The organism is Paraburkholderia sediminicola, assembly GCF_046026675.1.
Classification (GTDB): Bacteria; Pseudomonadota; Gammaproteobacteria; order Burkholderiales; family Burkholderiaceae; genus Paraburkholderia; species Paraburkholderia sediminicola_F.
The window spans coordinates 1,330,955-1,353,132 of the sequence record NZ_JAQQEY010000002.1; the positions used below are offsets into that span (position 1 = coordinate 1,330,955).

Genomic DNA, 22,178 nt, shown 5'->3' on the forward strand with positions numbered 1-22,178 from the left:
CGCGCTCGTACGCTCGAAGCGAATCAAGCGAGGCACTTGCTGCCGGCCGCAACGGGCCATCCAGATTTCACCGAGGTGAGACATGCTACTCAATCAAATTCTGCTGCATGCTGCCGTCAGTCCTGATCGTGCGGCCGTCGTAGCAGGCGCTGAAGTGTTGAGTTATTCGGAACTGAAGGAGCGTAGTGCCGGGATTGCGTCCGTGGTTATCGATGCCGGATTGGAGCAAGGGCAACTGGTTGCAGTTTTTCTGGGGCGAACCGTCGACGCGCTTGCGTCGATACTCGGCGCAATGTACGCGGGGATGGCATACACGGTCGTCGAAAACGAAGGCAACGCCGAAGAACACGCTCATCGGTTGAAAGCCATTGCTCCGGCACTCGTGCTGACTGACGACGCTGGGGAGCAGCTACTGGCCGGACACGGCTTCAACATTGCCGGGCTGCCCTCGTCGCAGTCGGCTGTCGATGCAAAGTCGCCATTGCCCGAAGTCAAACTCGACGACCTCGCTTACGTACTATTCACGTCCGGATCGACCGGTGTACCGAAAGGCGTGATGATTACTCATCGGAACGTCGAGCATTATGTCACCGCGATTCGCGAGCGTTTGACGATCGACACGCCGCTATCATACGCACACGTGAGCACACTCGCGGCCGATCTAGGCAATACGTCATTAATGTTGTCGTTATATACGGGCGGCACGCTGCATCTGATCGGCAATCATATGCGCAAGGATCCGGGCGAATTGGCCGATTATCTCGCGCATCACGACATCCGATTTCTGAAGATCACGCCGTCTCACTGGCGTGCAGTTTTCAACGCATTCTCGACTCGCGCACGCGGCGCGTGGAAGCTCGAACATCTCGTGTTGGGAGGCGAGGCACTCAATCCGGGACTTGCCGCCGATACGCTCAGGTCCGGCGTGGTAAAGAATCTGGTAAATCATTACGGGCCGACCGAAACTACGGTCGGCGTTATGGCGAACCGTATGCGCGATGCCGACGCCGTGCAGGCGTTGACCTCGAAGACGGTTCCTGTCGGACTGCCGTTGGGACAGACACGCGTGCTGGTTCGCTCCGAAGACGGCGCATTCCACCAAACCGGCGCAACGGGTGAGCTCTATGTAGGTGGACCTTCGGTATCGCCGGGATATCTCCGCAATCCGACGGCGACGAAAGACAGCTTCGTCACGAATGTGGACGGACCGCACCGCTTCTACAAAACCGGAGACCTGGTCAATATCGACGAGAACGGAGTAGTCGAGTTTCTCGGCCGGATCGACCGGCAGGTCAAGGTAAATGGTTATCGCGTGGAACTGGAGCACGTGGAGAGCGCACTGCGCTCGCTGTCGGGCGTCGAAGGCGCATCGGCATTCCTCGTCGACATCTATGGGAAGACAGGTATCGCCGCGGCGATTGCGCCGTATGACGCGCTGACACCGACGCTGAAGGACCGTTTGCGCGAGATCGTGCCGCATTACATGGTTCCGAAGTGGCTGGAAGCATTCGACGTGTTTCCGCGCAACGCAAACGGCAAGACAAATCTCGCCGAATTGAAAAAAACCATCGAACAGCGTCTGATGGGTTCAACCGTGAAATCCATGCCGCAATCGCCGCCCGCGCAATCCGATTCCGTCACCGACATGATTCGTGCGGTCTGGCAGGGAACGTTAGGGCACGGCGATTTCAGCGACCAGGACGATTTCTTCGAATTGGGCGGCGATTCGCTGGATGCGATTCAGGTGATTGCCGAATTGCAGGGCAAAGGCTATCGCGTGTCGGCCAATGCATTCCTGCGAAAACCGACAGTCGACGCGCTGGTCGCGCTGGTCGGCGCCGAAGAAAAGAAACCGGCGGCCGCGAAACACGTATGGACTTCCGGCGCCGTGGCAGAGCAGTTCTCCACCGCACAACAAGCATTTTTCTCGAAGCGTTTCGCGCAACCGGATCACTACAACCAGTCGATTCTGCTCGAGTCGAGTCGTCCGCTTTCAATCGATATCTTGCGAAAAGCAGTAGGCGTGTTGCGCGAGTGGCATCCGTTGTTGCGCGCGCGTTACTGGCAGGCCGACGGCAAATGGGCGATGCAGGCATCGGATACGCGTCCAGTAGTTGGTACGTCGTCGGTGGACGCGCTGGACGAAGACGAAGCGATTGACACGCTGATCCGCACCGCAGCGCAGGTATATCAAAGCACGCTGAGTCTCGATGGCGGACGCGTGTTCGCGGTGCATCTGTTCACGCGCGTCAACGGTTCGCATCAGCTATTGCTGGTCGCACACCATCTGTCTATCGACGTGATTTCGTGGCGCGTGATCGTCGCCGATCTCACGCGCCTGTATCGCGTCATCGAGATGGCTCAAGCCATACCGGCAAAGCCTGCGAATACGCCGTTCCCCGCGTGGGTCGATCATCTGTCGCAGCACCGCGCGACGTGGGAAGCCGATGCGGGCTTCTGGCGCGGTTTGCCCGACAAACTGGCCGACGTGCAGGTGTCGGAGACGTCGGCGCTCGGTACGGAAGAGTTAGCTGAAACCGGTTGGCTGCGGTTTTCTGGTGAAGAGACGCAAGCGTTGTCGCTCGAACTGCCGGCGATTTTCAGCGCGCCATTGCATCACGTGCTGATCGCCGCGTTTCTGCACGTTTTGCATGATGCACAAGACGGCTTGCCGCGTAAAACGCTTGTCGAAGTGGAAAGCCACGGACGCATCAGCTTCGACGACGACATCGACGTATCACGCACGGCCGGTTGGTTCACGTCCAGCTATCCGCTGGTGCTCGACAGCGCCCACGCCGATTTCAGGCGAAGCGTTGTGCAGGTCCACGATGCATTGTCGGCTGTACCCAATCTCGGCGTTGCTTATGGCTTGTTGCGTGACGAACTGGTCGGCGAATGGGGCGGCGAACCGGTGCCGGCGGTCTGCTACAACTACCTAGGGGAATTCAATTTCGCGCGCGATCCGGGATTGCCGCTCAAACCGTCGCGCTACTCGACCGGCATCGCGCGCGGACCGGAAAACGAACGTACGCACGACCTGAAACTCACTGCGCGAATTCTGGACGGCCAGTTGCTCGTCGATCTGTCGTTCAACAGCGCGACCCGCCGCCGCGATGTGATCGAGAATATCCTTGCTCGACTCCACGACGCATTGCTGAAGGCGGCGGGGCTTTCCGGTAGCGAAGCAAAGGTCGTCGTCGAACGAGGCAGCAGTTCAGGCCTGCTCGCCTATGCACCGGCCTCACTCGGCTGGATTGCGTCTGCGCCGAAGACGACTCGCGACTATGCGAGTGTGTTACTGACCGGCGCAACCGGCTACCTCGGCATCTACGCGTTACACGAACTGCTGACCACGACGCAAGCACACGTGTTCTGCCTGGTCCGCGAAACGGCCGGAGTCGGCGCGTTGCAGCGCTTGCAGGAAACGTTCAAATGGTATTTCCCGCAAGCCGAACTAAACGCGTTCTCGACTCGCTATACGGTGCTGTCCGGCGACCTTGAAAGCGACAATCTGGGACTCGCGGAATCGGACTATGCGAAGCTCGAACGCGAGATCGAAGCGATCTACCACTTCGCCGCCGACACCCGTCTGTTCGCCGACGAATCGACCTTGAAACGGCAGAACGTGGACGGCACGCGCCGGATGATCGAGCTCGCGCGCAATGGCCGACAAAAGGACTTGCACTACATGTCGACCCTTGCCGTGTGCGGATTCAATCCGGGCGACGATCCGGTTACATTCGATGAAGAATCGCTCGATGTAGGTCAGGACTTCCTCAACGACTACGAGCGCTCAAAATTCAAAGCGGAACAGCTGGTCAACGCGTTCATCGCACACGGCGGAAACGGTTACATCTACCGCACCGGCAATGTATCCGGACACTCGCAGAGCGGACGCTTTCAACGCAACGGCGGCGACAACCGCTTTGTTCAATTTCTGCGCGCGGCTCTGAAAATCGGTGAACGGCCACTCAATCTAGGCGAGAACATCGCACTGAGTCCGGTCGATACGGTGGTCGGAGGCATTGTCAGGTTGTCTGTCGATGCTTCGCTGACGGGACACACGTTTCATGTTGACAGTCCGTGGCAAATCCCAATCGTCGACATTCTGGCCGCGCTCGAAGCAATCGGTGCCAGGTTCACGCCGACCCAGTTCGAAACGTTCGCCGACGTCTTCCGGCCACACAGCCAGACACGCGACCGGGATATATCCCTTGGCTATTTCTGGGCCAATCGGGAGAAACGTGCGATTACGCTGAAGCACGACCGAACGCTGTCGCAACTCGAGCGACTTAACCACAGGTTCGATCCATTGAGTCGTGAATGGCTAACGTTGTTCTTCGCCGGCTTGGTGAGCGACGGAACGCTTTGTGTCCCGACGGAGTTCAAGGAGGGCGAGATCTTGTCGGTGTAAAGGCAGGAGCAAGGTGCCTGAACAAGTTGGCGCAATTCACGGTCAAAAAGGCATTCGGGTGAGGAAAGCGTGGGCGTTCTGTGATGTTTGAGAAAGCGCAAGCCTACGCCAATATCTCACCCGACCCATTGGACAATGGGAGCTTCGTCCAATCTGCAGCACGGGCGGATCTAGAAATGTGCGGATCAGCACTTGAACACAAGTCTACGAACAAAGTCGTCTTTCGGGAGACGATTTTCGAATCAGAGCCGTACGGAGAAAACAGAGTGACAACCTTTGCTGGAACCGAACGTCTGTTGCATCGGTTGGGAATTGCAATCCCAATCATTCTGGCGCCGATGGCAGGAACCGGGACGACGGCTCTAGCCGCAGCAGTGTCCAACGCCGGCGGATTGGGTTCGCTCGCGGTCGGTGCGATGGATCCCGAGGCCGCGCGCCGGGCAATCCGTGAGTTGCGAGAATTGACTAGCAAACCGTTCAACGTGAACGTGTTCGCTCACGTATCGCCCATGCCCGATCTGGATCGGGAGACCCGCTGGATCAAGTTTCTGGCGTCGTTTTTCGAGGAACTAGGCAGCACACCGCCCGCCCGCTTGACGGAAATTTACAGGAGCTTCGTTGCAGACGACGCGATGCTGGAAGTTCTTCTGGAAGAACGCCCCCGAGTCGTCAGCTTCCATTTGGGCCTGCCTTCGAGGGAGCGCATTACCGTACTACGGGAGGCTGGCATTATTCTGTTTGCCACCGCCACGTCTGTTGAAGAGGCACAGGCAATCGAAGGCGCGGGCGTCGATGTGATTGTAGCTCAGGGTATCGAAGCCGGCGGTCATCGCGGCGTATTCGACCCGACGGCCCATTCAGACGAAGCATTGAGTACGCTCGCGCTCGTATCACGGCTCGTGCGGCGGACGTCGCTGCCAGTCGTCGCTGCTGGTGGCATCATGGATGGCGCCAGTATCGCTGCGACGCTGGCGGCCGGCGCGCAAGCCGCACAGCTCGGCACAGCGTTCCTTCGTACTCCAGAATCAGCCGCTGATTCTACGTATCGCGCTGCGCTGATCGACCCATCAGCTCGCACCGAGCTAACAGCCGCCATCTCGGGGCGTCCCGCGCGGTGCATCGCCAACCGTTTTACGGAGGCCGGACGGCAGCTCGGCGGAGTGGCGATTCCCGACTATCCGGTTGCATATGACGCGGGCAGAGCATTGCATGCGGCGGCCGCCGCGATCGGCAACTCGCAATTTTCGGTGCATTGGGCGGGGCAGGGATTGGCGCTGTCGCGCGACATGCCGGCTGCGCAAATGGTCAACGTGCTCGCAGAGGAATTGCGGAGGGCTGCGCCTACACTGTGCCCGCACTGATCGCGTGTGAACGGTGCGTGATTTTGTTCGGTCATAGAGGAGACTGAAATCGATATGCGTGTAGTCTTATTGGGTTCCCACCGTAGTCCGTTTGTGAGGAAAATTCGCGTTGTTCTGGCCGAGAAGAATCTGGAATACGAATTGTTGGAGCTGGAGATCTCAAACTCCGATTCGCCGGTCTTCGCATATAACCCGCTCGGCAAAATTCCATGCCTTATCGCGGGAGATATCGATAGCGGCGAATCGTTTTACGATTCAAGCGTAATCGTTGAGTATCTGGATCTCCTTTCTCCGGCTCCCTGCATGTACCCATCCGGATCGCTAGAGCGAGTGAGGGCGCGGCGCATCGAGGCGTTGGCCGATGGAGTACTGGATGCAGGCATTCTTGCCCGCTCCGAACTCGTTGAACGCGCTGATGAGCTGCGAGATCCTGTCTGGATCGGGCGGCAGATGAAGAAGATCCACTCGGGCGTCGAGGCGCTATCGCAAGCGCTCGGTCGCAATCGCTACTATTGTGGCAGCGCGCCAACGATCGCCGACATTTCCACTTGCGTTACTTTGGCGTGGCTGGATTTCAGATTTCCGGAAGTTGAATGGTCGACGCGTTTTCCAAACCTCCGACACGTCTCGTCGGAACTCGCCTCGCGGACATCGTTTATCTCTAGCGAGCCTTGGACTAGCTAGTGTGACGATGCAGTTTACTGCATTGCATGTTACATGCTGCGCGGGGCGTTGACGCGGCTTGCTTTGGGACCGCTTCGGCAGATGGTCACGCACGATCCGGCGGGATGGGCGTCCAGAAGCGTAACCCGGATCCAGGACGTTAGAGGACGCTTTTCTGTTTGGGCTATACCGACCAAAGTAGGTGTCGATGCAAGGGGAGGTGAGGTCCATGCACAAATCGTAGACGACCTGCATGCAGACCGTATTGTTTGTCACCTTATTAATGGCCTTGTTCGCCGAAGATTGCCTGTCGAAACTAGATCTTTCACGAACCGAGCGATGAGTTTGTCAGCGTCGAGATCTCCGCTACAAACGCACATTTCAACAGTTCTATTAAGATAAGTATTCTTATCACAATAGCACTGTTCGTATGTCAAACTGGCGCCTATGAAAACGCGCCTGACGCCGACACCTTCGCCCGAATCTCGTCCCGTGGGTTTTCCCGATGCCGACGAGCTGGCCATGCTGCGCGCCTGGTACGCCGGCATGCCGGTCCGCAAAGCTGTGGAACGCTACCTGCCGAACCGCATCGAGGCAGGACAGTCGGCGCGTGGCATCCTGGGCGGCATTCGCCGGCGGCTGGTGAGGGTCGCGCACCATGTCGGCCGGTCGGACCTCGCCACGGTTCTTGAGCACGCTGACGGTGAGCGTTTACGGGAAGCGAGGGGGGTCACAGACGCAATCGAGGTCCTGCGGCACGCGCGCATGCCGGTTCCGCAGATCAGTGACGACATCGGCATCTGGCTGCCGGCTCGAGCGGTCGCCGCCCTGCGCGCACACGCTATCTCGACGCTGGCAGACCTGACGGTACGGATTCCGCGCCGGCGCCAGTGGTGGAGATTTATTCCCGGGCTCGGCGTTGCCAGTGCGCGGCGTATCGAGGCGTTCTTCGCCGCGCATCCGGCACTGACGGAGCGGGCGAGGGCGCTCATCGTCGTCTCGCCAGCCAGCGGCATCGTGCCGTGGGAGCAACTGCGGCTACCGCACGAGGTCGACGGTTCGGCCGGCGCCTATCGCGTGCCGCGCGCCACCTGCACACTTGATGCAGACAACGATTACCAGGCCGTTCAGGCGTGGCTGTCGCTGCACGACTCTGCTGCGACGCAGCGCGCGTACCGCAAGGAGGCCGAGCGGCTGATCCTGTGGGCGATCGTCGAGCGGGGGCGGCCGCTGTCGTCGCTCACGACCGAGGACGCCGTCGCCTATCGCGCCTTCCTGCGCCGACCGATCCCGCGGGAACGGTGGGTGGGACTGGTCCGGCCGCGCAGTGCACCCGACTGGCGCCCGTTCTCGGGCGGCCTGTCCGCCCGCTCGGCCGCGTATGCCCTGTCCGTGCTGGGCGCGCTGTTCCGGTGGCTCATCGAGCAGCGGTACCTGCTCGCGAATCCGTTTGCCGGGGTGAAGGTACGGGGCAGCGCCCGCACGGGCGTGCTCGACACGTCGCATGTCTTTACTGAAGGGGAATGGCTCCTGGTCCGGGCCATCGCCGACGGTCTCGAGTGGCCATACGGCTGGGCGCCGGAGGCGGCACAGCGACTGCGCTTCGTCCTCGACTTCGGGTATGCGACGGGCCTGCGCGCGAGCGAACTGGTTGGCGCGACGCTCGGCGATATCGAGACCGACGCGCGCGGCGACCATTGGATCAGGGTCGTCGGGAAAGGACGCAAGGTGGCCAGGGTTGCCTTGCCGCCGCTCGCCCGCACGGCGCTCGATCGTCACCTGGTCGAGCGCCGGCTACCCGTGACGCCCCGCCGCTGGCGCCCGGATACGCCGTTGATCGCGAGTCTCGCCGAGGACGGTGCGGCGCGCATCACGAGTGTGCGGCTCTGGACCGTGCTGCGGCGGTTCTTTGCCAGGACCGCTGACCTCGTCGAGGGCGACAGCCCGGCGGTTTCACAAAAACTGCGGCAGGCAAGTCCGCACTGGATGCGCCACACGCACGCCACCCATGCACTCGCAAGCGGTGCCGAACTGACTGTCGTGCGCGACAACCTGCGCCACGCCTCGATCTCGACGACCTCGATCTACCTGCATAGCGATGACGTCAAGCGGGCGCAGCAGATTGCGGGGGCGTTTGGGAACAGATGAATAGGAAAGGTAATCTCGCAGGTAGATAGTTGGTGCTTATCGAAAACCCGCTATTATCTGCGCACGTATAGGCGCTTGGCGCGCGGCAAATCGAGCGAGTTAGTGCACATGACGGCCGGCAAGAATATGGAAAACTGGATGAATGAGCTAGCGGCGGCGGCGGCTACTGAACGTGCGGATCTTTACAACCTCGTCATCGATCAATTGGCTACCGAAGTCGACAGGTTCGAGTGGGCAAGAAATGCGGCGCTACTTGGCGTTCGGGATGCGGTCCATAGTGTAGTCGATGCCTATCAAAAAGGAGAAGGCGTTGAGCCCAGCGAGTCCGCAGCATTTGAATGGATTCGTAAGGCAGCAAAGGGCGACGACGCGGAATTTTATTTCGATCTCGCAATGGCATATCGCGACGGCGCGGGAACGGAGCGTGACGTTGCGGGATTTTGGGACTGGATGGTGAAGGCCGCTTCGACATCTGACTCCACGTCGCGAACTGAAGCAATGTTTCAGTTAGCCGAGGCGCATCTCAAGCCGGAATTTGGGCAATTCTCGGTTGAAAAATCGGTCGAATGGACGCGGAAAATGGCAGACGCCGGAGCCGCCGCCGCGATGGTCCGACTTGCTCGCCAGTATCGCGACGGTAACGGTATTGAAAAAGACCTCGATAAGGTTCTGGAATGGTCCCAGCGTGCCGTAGGCGCTGCTTCGAAACAGTGGCTGGCTGCGCGCGTGAGTTCGAAGGGCGATTACAGTCAGGAATTGACGATTGAGGACCGTCCCGAAGCGCTCGCGATGCTTGCAGAAGCATATCGTATGCGCGGACAACATAGAGAGGCGTCTAAATTCAGCAGGGACGCCGCAGCCGCCGCGGCGGAAGCGATTGACCTCGCGAGGGAGTACGGAATGGAATGCGGCCAAAAGCTTCCCGAAATCATGCTAGAGAAGCTTCCGAATCTTAAGAACAAGCGCGGAGATGTGAAGTCGAATCGACGGGTCCAGTACCTTGAGTGGCTGTTGAAAATTGACGCGGCCGTTGATGAAGCGTTTCTGGCAGACGATGATGTTCCGGAGGTGCTCGCCGACGCGTTGTACAGCATCGCACTTGCGTACAAAGAAGGTATCGGCACTCCGAAAAATCGTTCGAAATATCGATACTACTTGAAGAAATCTGCCGCAGCAGGACACGGTGAGGCCGCTTATGAGTACGCGGTCCTGTGTTACCACGCCGGGGATCAGTTTGGATTCTCTCAATCGTTGGAGATGGCAGTTGCGGCAAACAGCATGAAAGGCTTAATAGCGCGTGCCCTCGGGAACTGTGATCTTCCGAAGCGACTCTTCGCGTCTACGCTCACCTTGTTGCAGTCACTCTGGCAGACCGTCGATACGATACGAAAAACGAGGCATGTTCTAAACCAGGATGATTGCCGTGACGGTCTTGCCCATTACACCGACGCGGTCGCGTTGACAAGTATGTTGGCTGGTGACCGGAACGAGAAAAAGAATTTTATTCGACTGTATAGCACTGCGTATGTGAATGATCCGAAAGAAGGAACACGTCTACAGACGTTTTCTAGATCGACTCTCGACGATCCGTTGCAAGACTTTCTTCCAACAGAGAGCGGAACGTACTTGCCAATAAGTTGGGAAGCAAAGGAGTTTCACGTCTTCATAGGTTGTTTCTCGCGACAGTGCGATAACCTTGATCTTTGGCGCTTCTATGGCCGGGACGGCAGGGGGTTTGGCGTGGTAACTCCCTTCTCTGCATTCGGAGACAGCTCGGCGGCAGGGATGATACGGGGTCCTTGGACGAAGGAGGCGGCGGTCGCGTCAAGGCTTACCTTGTACAGGGTACTGTACGAGGATCGCGATGCGACTGCTGCATTAGATACGTTGAGAGAACCGCTAAAGCGGCTTCGGCAGCAAATGGATAAGTTGGAAAAGCACAGGATTGGCCTGAAGGACGAGATTCGAAGAATCGCAGCCCTCATTGTGAGCGAACTGCTTTACCTGTACAAAGACAGGAATTACGCCAACGAATGTGAAGTTCGTGCCATCGAGGCGAGAGCGTTAGGCGATCCGAAACTTCAGCGACAGGCTGTAGATGGCGGATTTTCGAAGCTTTTCGTAGAAACGCCTGCGTTTTTGTTTCACGAGCAGGGATCGAAAATCATTGTTGGCCCGAAAGTCGAAAACTCCCTAGTAGCAATGATCGACATTCGTCACAGACTTGCAAGTCACAATTGGAGTGCCTGTACTGTCGGTGCCTCTACGGTGGCTTATCGGTGATTGAAGCGCCTCGCAATCGTGTTGATGAGCGCTTGTCCTTCTTGCGTCGCTCCGGCTTCGCACGCCGAAAAGTCGATTTCGGCGACTTCGCGGACAATCTGTTCTCGCCTGCTTCGAACGTAATCGGCAATTGACCACGAAGGGGAGAGAAGTGCAAGCCAGCCATCGATGACCGCGAACACGTACAACGCGTGGATCAATCCGGAGACTGGACGAGCTTCCCGTTTCCATGGTGAATACTGCTGCTCGGCTGACTCTTGGGCAAGCGGGACCAACTGTTCTACCAGCGACAACTGAAGATGCATAGCCTCATGAATAATTGCTTCAGCGACGCGCGCGGCCGCCTTCCATGAGTCGCCTGGTATCGATACAAATATGGAAAACGGAATGTAAGGCTCGCTGAAGCTCACGTCATACGCCGGGTCATCCTGCCGAACGATATGAATGCTAAGCGCCAGACGTTCAATGCTTGCGGCCAATGATGGGATCGACCCGATCAGCGCAGATGCCCTGGAAACTGCACCGAGTACGGTTGGTTGCCTGATTTCGTCGCTGCGCGCAAGATCGCGACCAGTAACTAGGGGGTGCAGCGCCGCGTTGCTCGAAAGACATTCGATTCGCAGGCGTGGCCCAGGGAAAGGCACTGCAGGGGTGACCCAGAGCGTGTCAGAATCCGCGTCGGCATCCCCAGTTAGGAATCGGGACGTAGTGTACTGGGTGCACGACGGAGACCGCTCGCAAACAGGTCGATCCAGACGAGTTTTGACCAAAAAATCCGTCAGACTCGGCCACCAAAGATCGCCACGACTATCTAGAAGGCGAGCGCAAACGACGAACGAACCGTCAACCGTCATGATCCGCTCTGTAGAACGACAGCACTAAAGTGTAACGATGCCCGGAAGAGATTGCTGATACTGCATGGAACGATCGTGGGGAGATCTCGAAGGTAACCGACGTGTTATGGGCCGGGAGAAATGCACCGTGGATGTCGCGTGCATCGTCACTGTTGAAAAACATCAGTACACCACCGTTCTCTTCACTCCACCCCCGATTAAGCTGAATCAGTACCCGGTGTGATTCCTGACCAGCAATGAAGTCATTGTGAACCTTGATCTTCTGTCCCGAGACCAGCTTGTGTGCGGTTATGTCGATTTTATCGGCGAGCCTGACGGTGAACGTCTGCTCCAGTTCGGCTTTCAATGTTTCCAATGCCGACCGGCCAAACACTTTGCTGATATCAGGCGGCAGATCTGCGTCCAGAAAACTGAACTCATACTGCTCGTAGAAGTCAGCGATGCGAAGTCGCCAAGGAGCGTCTTCTTCCAGCCAACGCAACACATCGAGGCTGGCTTGATGGGAAAGCGCTTCCGCCAACGCGAAGTATGGAAAGGGCTTTGTTTGTAACGGTTGCGCAAACGAGTTCAGCATCAATGCACTAAACCTTCAGCCTTGAGGCGGCCAATAACTTTTCCGATAATTACTTTCTGATCGGAGCAGTAGACCGAGGGGTTATCGAAGCCCGCTCCTTCCTTCCAGCGGTGCAACGGCATGCCTCCCCCGCAAATTTTCAGATACTCACAAGCTTGGCAAGAGCTTGACGTCGGATTCTGAATCGCATGATAGCCTTTGAATTCGGCCGACTCGAACACTTCTGAAAGTCGATCATTGTGAACAGACCAATTTTGGATGAAGCGGTCTGCGCCATTGAAGCTGCTCTTGAGTGTGTCGTTCTTGGTAATTGTTCCGTCCGTTTCAATAATGGCAATTCCGTACTCCTGCTGCCCAAGTCCTTCCTTGATGCCCCGACCGCCGAGGCAAAGTTTGATAATGTCGTCAAGAAATCGGATCTTCGGAGGGTTAGCGTCGCTCAGATATACATCGAGGAGCTCGGAAAGCCAGTCTGCATATTCGGTAGACTCAAACGAAGACTTCCCGAAAGGCAGGTCCGAGTGATTGCCGTCCCGATATAGAAAATCTACCGAAGGCGCTCTCAAGCTCTTGAAGTAGTCGTACGTCAATCGTGCGCTGGAAGCAGGGTCTATCACGCAAAGCAGACCCGCGTATAACAGGCTCGAAGAAGGATGTGTTCTTAGAAGCTCAATGCCCGCCACTACGCGCGCGTGCGTGCTTTGTCCCCGCTTGTCGAGGCGAAAGCGGTCGTTAATTGCTTTCGGTCCATCAAGGCTCACTGAGATCGAGACGCCATGTTTTGCGCAAAGATCCAGTATCTCGCGAGTGATGAGCATGCCGTTTGTTTGCATGCAAAGCGGATAGCTGGTCGGCAAAGCCGACCGAAGCGACTGGAGGAGAAATTCCAGCCGCCGTGGACCAAGCATTAACGGTTCACCGCCATGGAACACTGTGGCAAACGGCCGCTCCTGATCTTGCGACAACTGACCGAGCGCCTTAGACAGCGCGCCGACCGTATTGCGGGACATCAGGCTCGGCATATCCTTCCAGCCGTCGTCCCCCATATTGTAAACGTAACAGTAGCTGCAATTGATATTGCAGCGGCTGGCTACTTTTACTAGTACGGTGTCGATCTGCACGTGTAGTCGAATTAACGGTTGTGACGATTGTGAACCCGGTCGTATGACCGGGTCGCCATAACGTCGTCGTTCTTCACTTCATTCACAAGCCGAGCCAGCACTGCGCTCGAAAGTCTCGTCACATCGACTTCAAAAGCGGCATGAGTCGAAGCCTCTGCCGAGGTCGCTGCGCGCAGTTCATCAAAAGACATAGTTGCTCCCAAGGGGCTGGTGAATGTTCAGCCTATTATAGCTTATCTATTTGATGCGGCAATGTATTTTTTTATTGATTAAAATCAAAGAGTTATGTATCTTTCGACGCATTGACCGATCGTATTCTTTGATTTTAAAAATCAATGTAATCAACAACTTAGAATCGTCTATTTTTTAAAATAGGAATCTCGTTCCGACTTTCTGACGGCCCAAGAGAGGAAATAGCCTGCCGTCTTCCCTGAAACGTAGGTTTTGGGGGAGGGGCGTACCTTACCTAGCGGCCCCGTCACTCACCCTCCCAGTAAGGCCTTACATGACGATCCTCCGCCGTGCCTCCCGGGGTCTGTAGTCGCGAATGAAACGTTTCGCACCGACCAGCGGCAAGCGCTCTTGTGCATGAAAACGACAACTAAACTTTGAGAGCGGCGGTCATCGGCGCCACGGTGAACTTGATGGCATCGGGTCGAGAGTACGCATCCGGTTTCGGTCAGGCCGGTCATTCACGACCGTCGACCTTCGAATGTCAGGAAAGCAATCCATAACCGCCTGACCAACGCCGATACTTGAATGAGGGCAATCGCTGATGACACGCCGCACGAAACAGAAGAAGGAACGGCCGTTGTATTTCGGAAGCAGTCGTTGCGGTAGCAAGCGTCCGAACGGCAGTTCAGGCTCGAGTACGAGCCGAACGCGACAGGTGATCGTCAGCTCGATTCCGGCCGTTGATATGTGCGTTTGACATGAGCGGTGTAATTTCCGGCCGAGGTTGACCAGTAAGCGCCGAACAGACGATCGAGTGCGGCCAGAACCCGACTCTGTTCGGGCTTGAGCGTTCCGGTCGCAGGACCTAGCTCACTGGTTCTGATCGCGCCGAGGAATGGCGTTTCGAGTATGAACTTTTCGCCACCGATCTCGATGATCAGCGCACAAATCCTGTGCGACCTTAGCTCGGTAGGTGAAACCGCCCTTCGATATCGACACGTAATTGCCCCCGCGGACCTGTTCCGATGCAAAAGCCCGGGACCCGACGGACACGCCGATGCCGGCGCCAGATAGATTAAAGCGGAATGGTCCAGCGGATAGCGATTTCCTGTAGCTCGGTCCCATTGAATTCGCCCCGATACCTTTTTATTGAGCGACGCACCAGTTGCCAATCATTCTGAAGCCTGAGTCACACTCCCATCCGTTCCATGTGTTGGCTAGGTGGGCGTTAGGTGGCAAGCTGATGGCAGCACATGTGTTACCCATGCGTCTGAAACCTGTATTGCAGTCCCAGTTCGAGCCAACACCGGTCAAATGCGCGTTGGACGGCGTGTTCTGCATCGACATACATACTGCCCCGAATCGCAGAAATCCGTCGTCGCATTGCCATTGCTCGTCTGTCGAGACTCGATGGGCGTTGGCGGGCATTGCCATCGGGACGCATCCCGATGGCCCGGCAGCCATTCCTGCAGGGCAGTCCGGTCGTGCGCGTTGATTGACGGAATTCGTGCACCCAATGCGGTCGACACCTGGTGGGCATAAGGACTGGCTGCTTGCAGATGTGTTTTGCCCAGCGGCAGTCGGCAACGATTGTGCTTGGCTTGGAGATTGTGGCAGCGACGTCATCGGCGATGCATTCGCCGGAGGGGGCGCAACAGGTCCAACCGGCTTCCCGCGAAAGGCATTTAGAAACTGGTCGATCTGAATGGGTGCCTCTTGCGCTTGGCCATAAGTTGCACTTAAAACCAGCAGGCCGGCCAATGACAGGCTAAAAGAGGCGTACAACTTCGGCCTAAGTATGCTTTTCATCAGCGCGCCTGCATGACGGCGAGATCCGCCTCTGCTTGGGCGAGTGCATGCGAAGCTGCTTCCAGTGCTCCCTTGGCGTTGTTCTGTCGCCCAATTATTTCGTTGCGAAGGTCCTGCAGTTGCCGTGCCCCATCTCTGAGTTGTTGTTCGAGGTTGTTGCGCATCGACGCGACTTTGGAATTCACCGCGTTAATGTCCTGCTGCGTCGGAGCTGCACCGGCAGTGGGAACAAATCGCTGTTCGATACTGCGCTTCCATGCCAGCAGATTTGCCGTAAGTCCGGTGCCAAAGCCAGGAATGCCAGCGACAGCGGCTGCTGAAATATCTGCCGCAGATTCGATGCCGAACGAGACGAGGGTTTGCTTGCGCTGCTCACCCACGCCCGCAATCTTTGCAGAATGAATGAGATGACGATCGAGGAAATCGTGCAACTGCCGGGCGACTATCGATGCCTGCAGTTGTTTCATCTCGCGCGCGAGCACTTGCGGCAGGTCATCCAGTTGAGCCTTGATTTGGCTTGCTGACCGCGCCCTATCCGAAAGTCGCCGGTCAGAGCGCAAGCTTTCGTAGTCGGAAAGTGCCTGCTCGTATGCGCGCTTTGTACTCTCGACAACGCTCCTTCGCGTGATGAGCTCGATTGGTGTGGCCGGTTTTACACCATGGATGGCAAATGCCCCCAATACAAACCAGAGCGGCCACAGTTTAGGGACAACCAGCGACATCAAAAACGCGAGGAGACAGATAGCGGCGTAGGTCAGTCGCGTCTTCGTAACGCCTTTGCTTACGGATGTCGGCGGGGGCCGCCCCGTCAGGTTGAAGGGCGGTGGGTTGTAGGCCGATAGCGAAGGTAGCGCACTTAGGGCCTGAATTTGCGACCAGAGAGCGGCAATGTTCGCGCCCGCAACCTGAAAGTTTATGGTTGCACCGGTGGCCGATGCCGGTGTGAAGTAGGGTGTTCCGAGTCTATCCCGCTCACACCAGACGCAGGTGTTTAGGTGTCCAGGGTACTTGTGACGAGGCTCTGTGCTGCATGAACGCAACGAGTGCAATAGCCCGTCCAGAGCGGCAACCCATTCTTTCGCCTTGGGGCGGCCGTATTTCGCACCTACTTCAGTAAAGGCGCGCCAGAAGAGGTCGCCCATGGTTGGTGGCAGATATTCCAACCCTAGCGCTCTCGGCGGCATATCGTTCAATCGAGCGAGCCTGTCAGCGCCATACGCGAAGCGGAACTCCTTAATCGACCGTTCCAACGGGAGGTCGCCGGATATTTTGGGAATCCCGGAGAAGGGATGCCGCGCCATAAATAGCAACTGGAAAATCAGGACGGCCAGCCCGAAGTTGTCGTGATTCGCAGTACGGGTTACGCCGTGAAATGAGCCCAGCCCCTGTAACTCCGGCGGAGTGTAGTGAGGAACCCCCACTGTGCATGGGAAGCTGGCTGAAGCCGTGTTGACATGAAACGAGTCGCAGTCGAGTAGCTTGACGGTCCCTTGGTGGCTGACAATGATATTGTTTTCATTGACGTCCCCAATCGCGTGTCCATGCGCGTGTATTGCATCGAACGCTGCGGCGATGTTCCTCGCTGTCCCGACTAGAAACGAGAAATCGACTTTTGGGAATGTCTGCCGTCTACTCGCAACGCCGTACAGTTGGTGCACGGGTTCGTAGCCTGAAAACTTTGGCATAGTGAACCCGGCTACCGGCCCTGGCTTATGTGCTAGGAGAACGTTAATCGGCCACGCTGCGATCTGCTTCAGATAGGTGTCGCCCACCTGCGCCATCGCGCGTAGCTTTGCCTGCCGGTCCGCATCGAGAGCGTGGGAATACATCTTGGCGGCCACGTTCTCGCCGTTATGTATCGCATCGAAGACAGCACCTTCACCGCCTTGCCCCAGCTTCTTGCCGAGCTTGAGCTGGTTCCCCTGTTCGTCAAACGCCACGGACATCGGTTGCCCCCAGCGCACGTGTGGCAAGAATCAGCGTCTTATCGTCGTCGGTTCTTTCGTTTATCGCATCGCTACCCAGAAAACGTTCGAGTGCCGCACACAGCGAGTCGGTCTGTTCGTCTGTCGACGTCCGTAGAGACTTGAACATAGGTTCAAAGAACGGCGCATGCGCTGTTTCGCTGGAGAACACCAGAGCAAGGCGCTGCAAGCCGTCACTGAACAGAGCGGCCTCGTCGGTCGTGCACCTGACTTCGGCGCGCAAATGGTCGTGCACATCGGCATCCGTGACGAAATAGGTCATGTTTGCGTACTCGCCAGACTCGGGCCAAAAAACCGGCGCAAGTGTACCTTCATGCCGCACGACGATTGCTCCGTCACCGACCTGAAAATAGAGTGCCCGTGTTGGTCCAATGACTGCGCCGAGCAACGTGCACGCTAGCGCGCGCGTGGTTACGTTTCGAGCGGTCGCAGCATTGGCGATATCTGCTCGTACACTCTCAAGTAACTCGGCAACCAAATCTGTCTTCAGACCCGCTTCGCCTGCAGCCTCGACCGCTTTTATAAGAAGTCTTCCGCTGGTTTCGCAAGCAATCTCAGCTCCTACCTCTCCGAACTGTGCGCTTCCAGCCCCGTCAGACGCGAGAGCGACCAGAAAAATGGCGCCGCTTGCATCATTCACAACATGGTAGAAACAACTGTCCTGGCACGGTGCTGACGTTTGGACATGCGAACTGCCGACAACGGAAGCGCCAATGACTCGCCAGCTCACACTGAGGCCCAACCCGTGGGAGCTGCGAGTGGTACTTCAGTGCCCGGCGTTGAGCGGGACACGGCTGCCATCGATGCGGACAGCCACTGAAAAAGTTCGCGGAATTTCAATCCTTGAAGCGTCAATGGCTGACGAGTCGAAATCTGGGCGAGTATATCCATATTCGCGCCCTGTACTCCCACCGCGAAGAAGGCGAATTTCTTTGAGGCTTCACCTTCTCGAACGCGGGCCGCAGCTGATTGCCAGGCATCCGTCGGACCGCCGTCGGTGATAAGGAACACCCATGGGCGGTAGTAGGAGATACCGTTTGCTTTGTATTCAGCTTTTCGCGCCTCGAGCGTGTCCAGCGCGAGGTTGATAGCAGAGCCCATTGGCGTATCGTTATGGGCCGTCAGAGTGGGAGGGAAGAAATTCGGTGCAGTGTGGAACGGCATTTCGAGTGTGGCTGGGCCGAATGTGACAATTGCCGTATCAACCCGCTTCATCGCGAGAGAGTCTGCGGCCAGCTCATCTTTGAAAATCGTCAGGCCAGCATTGAGTTGAGCGATTGGCTCTCCACCCATGGAGCCTGAACGGTCGAGGACAAGCACGCAGGGACAGCGTTGCTCAGGATTCTCGGCGAAATTGTCTGTGCCGAATGCTACCTGCGTAGCAAAGTCATTGTTCTCAGTCATGGTCTTCTCGCTATGCGGCGCTGGCTAAGCTCGGAACCGCGCGTTAGTATTTAAGCCTGAGATAATAATCCAAGAATCATGTCCACAAGTAAAGCTCCAGCTTATTTAGGTTTGGTCTTCGCTGTTGCAACGGGCGTGCTCGTATCCGGGGCTAACAAACACACGTCATCTGACGTCGCTGCGCCGCTCGATATCGCAAGTGCGCCGGCGACAGCGGTGCCGCAACCGGCCGAGCCTGAGTCTGTTCCCGCTGCCGTATGGAAGTTGCAAACGTTAAAAATTGGCCCCTTGCGGCTAAAGGCAAATCTGCCGTCTTACGGGATTAATGCGACTTGCATGTTGCCGAGCCCTGCTGACGACGAAGTCAGCATGTGCCAACCAGTTGTGGGAACCTCTGATACGTCCATCTGGCAAATTCGGATTGTCAGCCAACGCGACCGCTTCGTGCCTTTGACCTGGTTCGACAGTGTGATCCAATCACTGCGTGGGATGCCGGTCGATGTTTTGACACGCAAACTGGGAAATGAAGCCAATCTGGTGACCAAGGCAGGGTTTACCAGCGCTGCGCTTCTCGCGCCCGGCGACTTGTCGGGAGCCGTAGCTATCCGTGGCTCCGCTGCAGCGCCTTCAGCATTCGCCGCTGCTAAACCGCAATCGTGTGTCTACGCGTTTCTGCTCGCAGCGAACAGGCCAACGACGGTTCTGTACTGTACTGCGAATAACGAGGATGCGCTGGTTGGTACCCAGAAGATTGTTTCTTCCTTGCTGAAATTCAACACATCTGCTGAATACAAGCGTGGAAGTGTGCAAGGCGTCGAGCACAACCTGTATCTGAAGCGCCTGAAAGCAGCAGGGGGGCCCGGCGGCGCGCCGGAACTTCTGTCTTCCGAGCAGGCGTATGAGCAGTCGACGGCAGCAGAGTGTGAAAAGTACCCAGTTATATCGCAAGAGCGATACCAGTGCTACGAGGGATTTGCAGCCAATCGCCTACCGATGCTGTGATGTGCTTGTCTCGCACCGATAGAAATGTTGTGTCGAAGACCTAAAGTTCTTGACGCAACTGTCGTCAAGCAGGCATTAAGTCCTGTGAGGATGTATGGCGTTCGAATACAAGATGGTTCAGGTTCCTCCAAACATTGCGGTCCGTACACGCGAGCATAGAGGTAATGAGGCCGCCGCCTACCCGGAGGGGGTTGTCAACGAGTACGCGCGAGATGGATGGGAATTTTATCGCGTCGATAGCATTGGAGTGGACGTCCAGCCTGGATGCTTTGATGCATTGTCTGGTCGCAAGGCGCAGTCTCCAACAGACTATGTCGTTACCTTCCGGCAGCCTGATTAGCGCGAGCGAGGCGGTAATCGGTGTCTATCGGAGGTTTGCTCCGGTTGCACTTCGAGACGCTTGCGTTTTCGAGCCGACTTGTTCGGAATATACGCTGCACGCGATATCGCAAATATGGACCTTTTCGCGGGTGGATGAAGGCGTTGCAACGAATCGCCAGGTGCTGAACCGAATGGCGGGATAGACGAGCCATGAGGCTGCAGAATTTTAGGAGTCGCTCGTTCCAAAGCGGCCCGTCAGGCGGTAAGCGAGCGGTTGAATCTGCCATTCACAACCTTTGGAACTTCTGACTTTTTGGTCACAGTTCTCTAAAGCAAACAAAAAATGAGCAACTTCGGGGTCGGGCTGTTTCTTGTTGGCGTGCTCACCGGATTGATAGGTGTTGGAGGCTTTTTCGATACTCGAAAAGTCGACCGGCGCTTCAAGACAGGCTATAAAAATAACGAGCCAGATAACAGGAACTTTGGTCGTGCAGGCAAGCGTATTCTGTACGGCATAGGGATTTGTATTGTAGCTTCAGCCATTGTCAGCTTAAGTTCGCCTTCTGAGCGTACATTGTCCACTACTCAGGTTGACAATGTTGCCTCGCAGCCTGAGGTGGTCGCTGCCTCACAGGCAGAAGTGTCGAATCCCGTTGTCGCTCTTGACCCTCAACAAGCGGAGAAAAAGTCTGACAGCGGAGTTGCGCTCGGTTCGAACGAGCGAGTGGTCGCTCCCGAAAGTGTCGCCCCAGCTCTCGCTTCGGAGTCGGTCTCGATTGCACAGGTACCAGATGCTTCACTGCAGTCCGGTCAGGAGAGCGTCAGTTGCACCGACGATGGGACGTTTTTCGGTGCCAACATATGCAAAAGCGCAACCCTCGCGGCGGCCTACGACCGTGAACTGAAAGAGTACGAGGCGGCGCAGGGCCGCATTGGCGGGAAAGACATCGGAGTGCGTATTGAACAGCAGAACTGGGTCGATCAAGTCACCAAAAGCTGTTCGGACATGACGTGCCTGACCGAGGCGTTTGATGCACGGATAGCTAATCTTCACTCTCGGTACCGAAAAGACGGCTAGACCTGTATGTCTTGGCGTCGAACGTCGCGACGTGACGAGGTGTCCGATTGCCGCGAAATACTCTGGAAGCAGGGAATCAGTTCTGCAGGTAAGGTGATTGCCGAGCCCGAACAGCGTTGCGTGACGTGAAAACGCGCATCGCACCCAGATGACAATCCGCCTTTACTTGCGCGTGGCTATGGGTAGCAGGGTAAATTTCCTCGCAAAAAACAGATTCTGGGGGCGTGATGGAGACAGCTGCTGGGTTTGCGATTTCGGTAGTAAGTTTGATTCTCGGTGCGGTGGCGGCATGGGTGCTATTACGGAGCGGTGAGGCCATGCACGTGCAGGCAGCGGTTGTCCGTAGCCAATCGGAGTCGCAGATTCAAATTGCTCAGTTAGAAGAGAGACTCCGGGCGTCGGGGGACGACTTGAGGTTAGCCCGCGGGTCGAGGGATGAGGTGGAACATCAAGCCAACACCTTGCGCGAGGAACTTTTTGCTGTTCGCGATGAGCAGGCGAGGTTGGCTGAGCGGTCTTCACGAGTCCCAGTTCTTGAGGCAGAGATTCGGACGCTGAGTGAACAGGTGCGGAGCAGTGCGGATGAACTGAGAGTTGTCGCGGCTAGTGAAGCCCAGAAGCAGCAGCTCGTTAGATCTCTAACTGAGCAAGTCGTGCAACTGGAGAAGGACCTGACTGACGCGGAGCGGAAGGTTGAACAAACTTCGTCAGAGTTGCAGGTTGCGATCGAGCGCAGGGCCGCGCTGGAAGAAATGGCATCTCGCATCCCAGACCTCGACCGTCAGATGGGCGAGACCGCAGAATCATTGACAGAAACCTGCCTTACGCCTTTATCCAATTGCAAGCAGCACACCAAAAGTTGACGCGTGCGTTGCGCAATCTCGGGTAGGAAAAGGTTCGCATGACGCACGATCCGAGGTCCACAGCGTTGCGCGACGCGCTCTTCGAACACATGATTAGGTCAACGAGACCGGACAATTCGACGCA

Annotated in this window: 17 protein-coding genes; 9 read left to right on the forward strand and 8 right to left on the reverse strand. The window is 56.9% G+C overall.

The features are described 5' to 3' along the window. Nucleotides 1-82 precede the first annotated feature (82 nt). The 5 genes from PQQ86_RS25805 to PQQ86_RS25825 all read left to right on the forward strand — a co-directional run bounded on the left by PQQ86_RS25805 (nucleotide 83) and on the right by PQQ86_RS25825 (nucleotide 10,869). Nucleotides 83-4,414 (forward strand): non-ribosomal peptide synthetase, encoded by a 4,332-nt coding sequence (locus PQQ86_RS25805; protein ID WP_408273314.1) that lies wholly within the window; start codon nucleotides 83-85, stop codon nucleotides 4,412-4,414. Nucleotides 4,415-4,497: 83 nt separating this feature from the next. Next, nucleotides 4,498-5,775 (forward strand): NAD(P)H-dependent flavin oxidoreductase, encoded by a 1,278-nt coding sequence (locus PQQ86_RS25810; RefSeq protein ID WP_408273316.1) that lies wholly within the window; start codon nucleotides 4,498-4,500, stop codon nucleotides 5,773-5,775. A gap of 54 nt (nucleotides 5,776-5,829) precedes the next feature. Beyond that, nucleotides 5,830-6,459: a glutathione S-transferase N-terminal domain-containing protein gene (locus PQQ86_RS25815; protein ID WP_408273319.1), complete on the forward strand. Its 630-nt coding sequence runs from the start codon at nucleotides 5,830-5,832 to the stop codon at nucleotides 6,457-6,459. Between the two features lie 426 nt (nucleotides 6,460-6,885). Beyond that, complete coding sequence (locus PQQ86_RS25820) at nucleotides 6,886-8,586, forward strand: site-specific integrase (RefSeq protein ID WP_408273322.1); 1,701 nt, start codon at nucleotides 6,886-6,888, stop codon at nucleotides 8,584-8,586. A 108-nt stretch (nucleotides 8,587-8,694) separates the two neighbouring features. Beyond that, nucleotides 8,695-10,869, forward strand: a complete 2,175-nt coding sequence (locus tag PQQ86_RS25825) for an SEL1-like repeat protein (RefSeq protein ID WP_408273325.1) — start codon at nucleotides 8,695-8,697, stop codon at nucleotides 10,867-10,869. Here the strand turns inward: PQQ86_RS25825 and PQQ86_RS25830 are convergent. The 8 genes from PQQ86_RS25830 to PQQ86_RS25865 form a co-directional block, all read right to left on the reverse strand. Continuing rightward, nucleotides 10,860-11,723, reverse strand: coding sequence for an aKG-HExxH-type peptide beta-hydroxylase (locus tag PQQ86_RS25830; protein WP_408273327.1), 864 nt, complete (start codon nucleotides 11,721-11,723; stop codon nucleotides 10,860-10,862). The two genes, PQQ86_RS25825 and PQQ86_RS25830, sit on opposite strands and share 10 nt — an antisense overlap. Further along, on the reverse strand, nucleotides 11,713-12,297 hold the full coding sequence (yhhC, locus tag PQQ86_RS25835; RefSeq protein ID WP_408279361.1) for a cyclophane-containing peptide 2OG-Fe(II) oxygenase YhhC: 585 nt from the start codon (nucleotides 12,295-12,297) through the stop codon (nucleotides 11,713-11,715). The genes PQQ86_RS25830 and yhhC overlap by 11 nt, the downstream gene beginning before the upstream one ends. Next, nucleotides 12,297-13,418 (reverse strand): cyclophane-forming radical SAM/SPASM peptide maturase YhhB, encoded by a 1,122-nt coding sequence (gene yhhB, locus PQQ86_RS25840; protein ID WP_408273330.1) that lies wholly within the window; start codon nucleotides 13,416-13,418, stop codon nucleotides 12,297-12,299. The genes yhhC and yhhB overlap by 1 nt, the downstream gene beginning before the upstream one ends. A gap of 11 nt (nucleotides 13,419-13,429) precedes the next feature. Then, complete coding sequence (gene yhhA, locus PQQ86_RS25845; protein WP_408273332.1) at nucleotides 13,430-13,609, reverse strand: YhhA family cyclophane-containing RiPP; 180 nt, start codon at nucleotides 13,607-13,609, stop codon at nucleotides 13,430-13,432. A gap of 853 nt (nucleotides 13,610-14,462) precedes the next feature. Continuing rightward, nucleotides 14,463-14,717, reverse strand: a complete 255-nt coding sequence (locus PQQ86_RS25850) for a DUF4236 domain-containing protein (protein ID WP_408273335.1) — start codon at nucleotides 14,715-14,717, stop codon at nucleotides 14,463-14,465. A 683-nt stretch (nucleotides 14,718-15,400) separates the two neighbouring features. After that, a complete protein-coding gene (locus PQQ86_RS25855) occupies nucleotides 15,401-17,347 on the reverse strand; it encodes a hypothetical protein (protein WP_408273338.1) in 1,947 nt (648 codons plus the stop codon). After that, nucleotides 17,331-18,026: a PP2C family serine/threonine-protein phosphatase gene (locus tag PQQ86_RS25860; protein ID WP_408273340.1), complete on the reverse strand. Its 696-nt coding sequence runs from the start codon at nucleotides 18,024-18,026 to the stop codon at nucleotides 17,331-17,333. The genes PQQ86_RS25855 and PQQ86_RS25860 overlap by 17 nt, the downstream gene beginning before the upstream one ends. 86 nt (nucleotides 18,027-18,112) lie before the next feature. After that, on the reverse strand, nucleotides 18,113-18,790 hold the full coding sequence (locus PQQ86_RS25865; RefSeq protein WP_408273343.1) for a vWA domain-containing protein: 678 nt from the start codon (nucleotides 18,788-18,790) through the stop codon (nucleotides 18,113-18,115). A 78-nt stretch (nucleotides 18,791-18,868) separates the two neighbouring features. Here PQQ86_RS25865 and PQQ86_RS25870 point away from each other — a divergent pair, with 78 nt between their 5' ends. The 4 genes from PQQ86_RS25870 to PQQ86_RS25885 all read left to right on the forward strand — a co-directional run bounded on the left by PQQ86_RS25870 (nucleotide 18,869) and on the right by PQQ86_RS25885 (nucleotide 22,054). After that, complete coding sequence (locus tag PQQ86_RS25870; protein WP_408273345.1) at nucleotides 18,869-19,792, forward strand: hypothetical protein; 924 nt, start codon at nucleotides 18,869-18,871, stop codon at nucleotides 19,790-19,792. A gap of 311 nt (nucleotides 19,793-20,103) precedes the next feature. Beyond that, nucleotides 20,104-20,316 (forward strand): membrane protein insertion efficiency factor YidD, encoded by a 213-nt coding sequence (gene yidD, locus PQQ86_RS25875; protein ID WP_408279362.1) that lies wholly within the window; start codon nucleotides 20,104-20,106, stop codon nucleotides 20,314-20,316. Between the two features lie 140 nt (nucleotides 20,317-20,456). Then, nucleotides 20,457-21,191, forward strand: coding sequence for a lysozyme inhibitor LprI family protein (locus PQQ86_RS25880; RefSeq protein WP_408273347.1), 735 nt, complete (start codon nucleotides 20,457-20,459; stop codon nucleotides 21,189-21,191). Between the two features lie 440 nt (nucleotides 21,192-21,631). Continuing rightward, the gene (locus PQQ86_RS25885; RefSeq protein WP_408273348.1) at nucleotides 21,632-22,054 is read left to right on the forward strand and encodes a hypothetical protein; all 423 of its coding nucleotides are present in this window, start codon (nucleotides 21,632-21,634) and stop codon (nucleotides 22,052-22,054) included. Nucleotides 22,055-22,178: the final 124 nt, after the last annotated feature.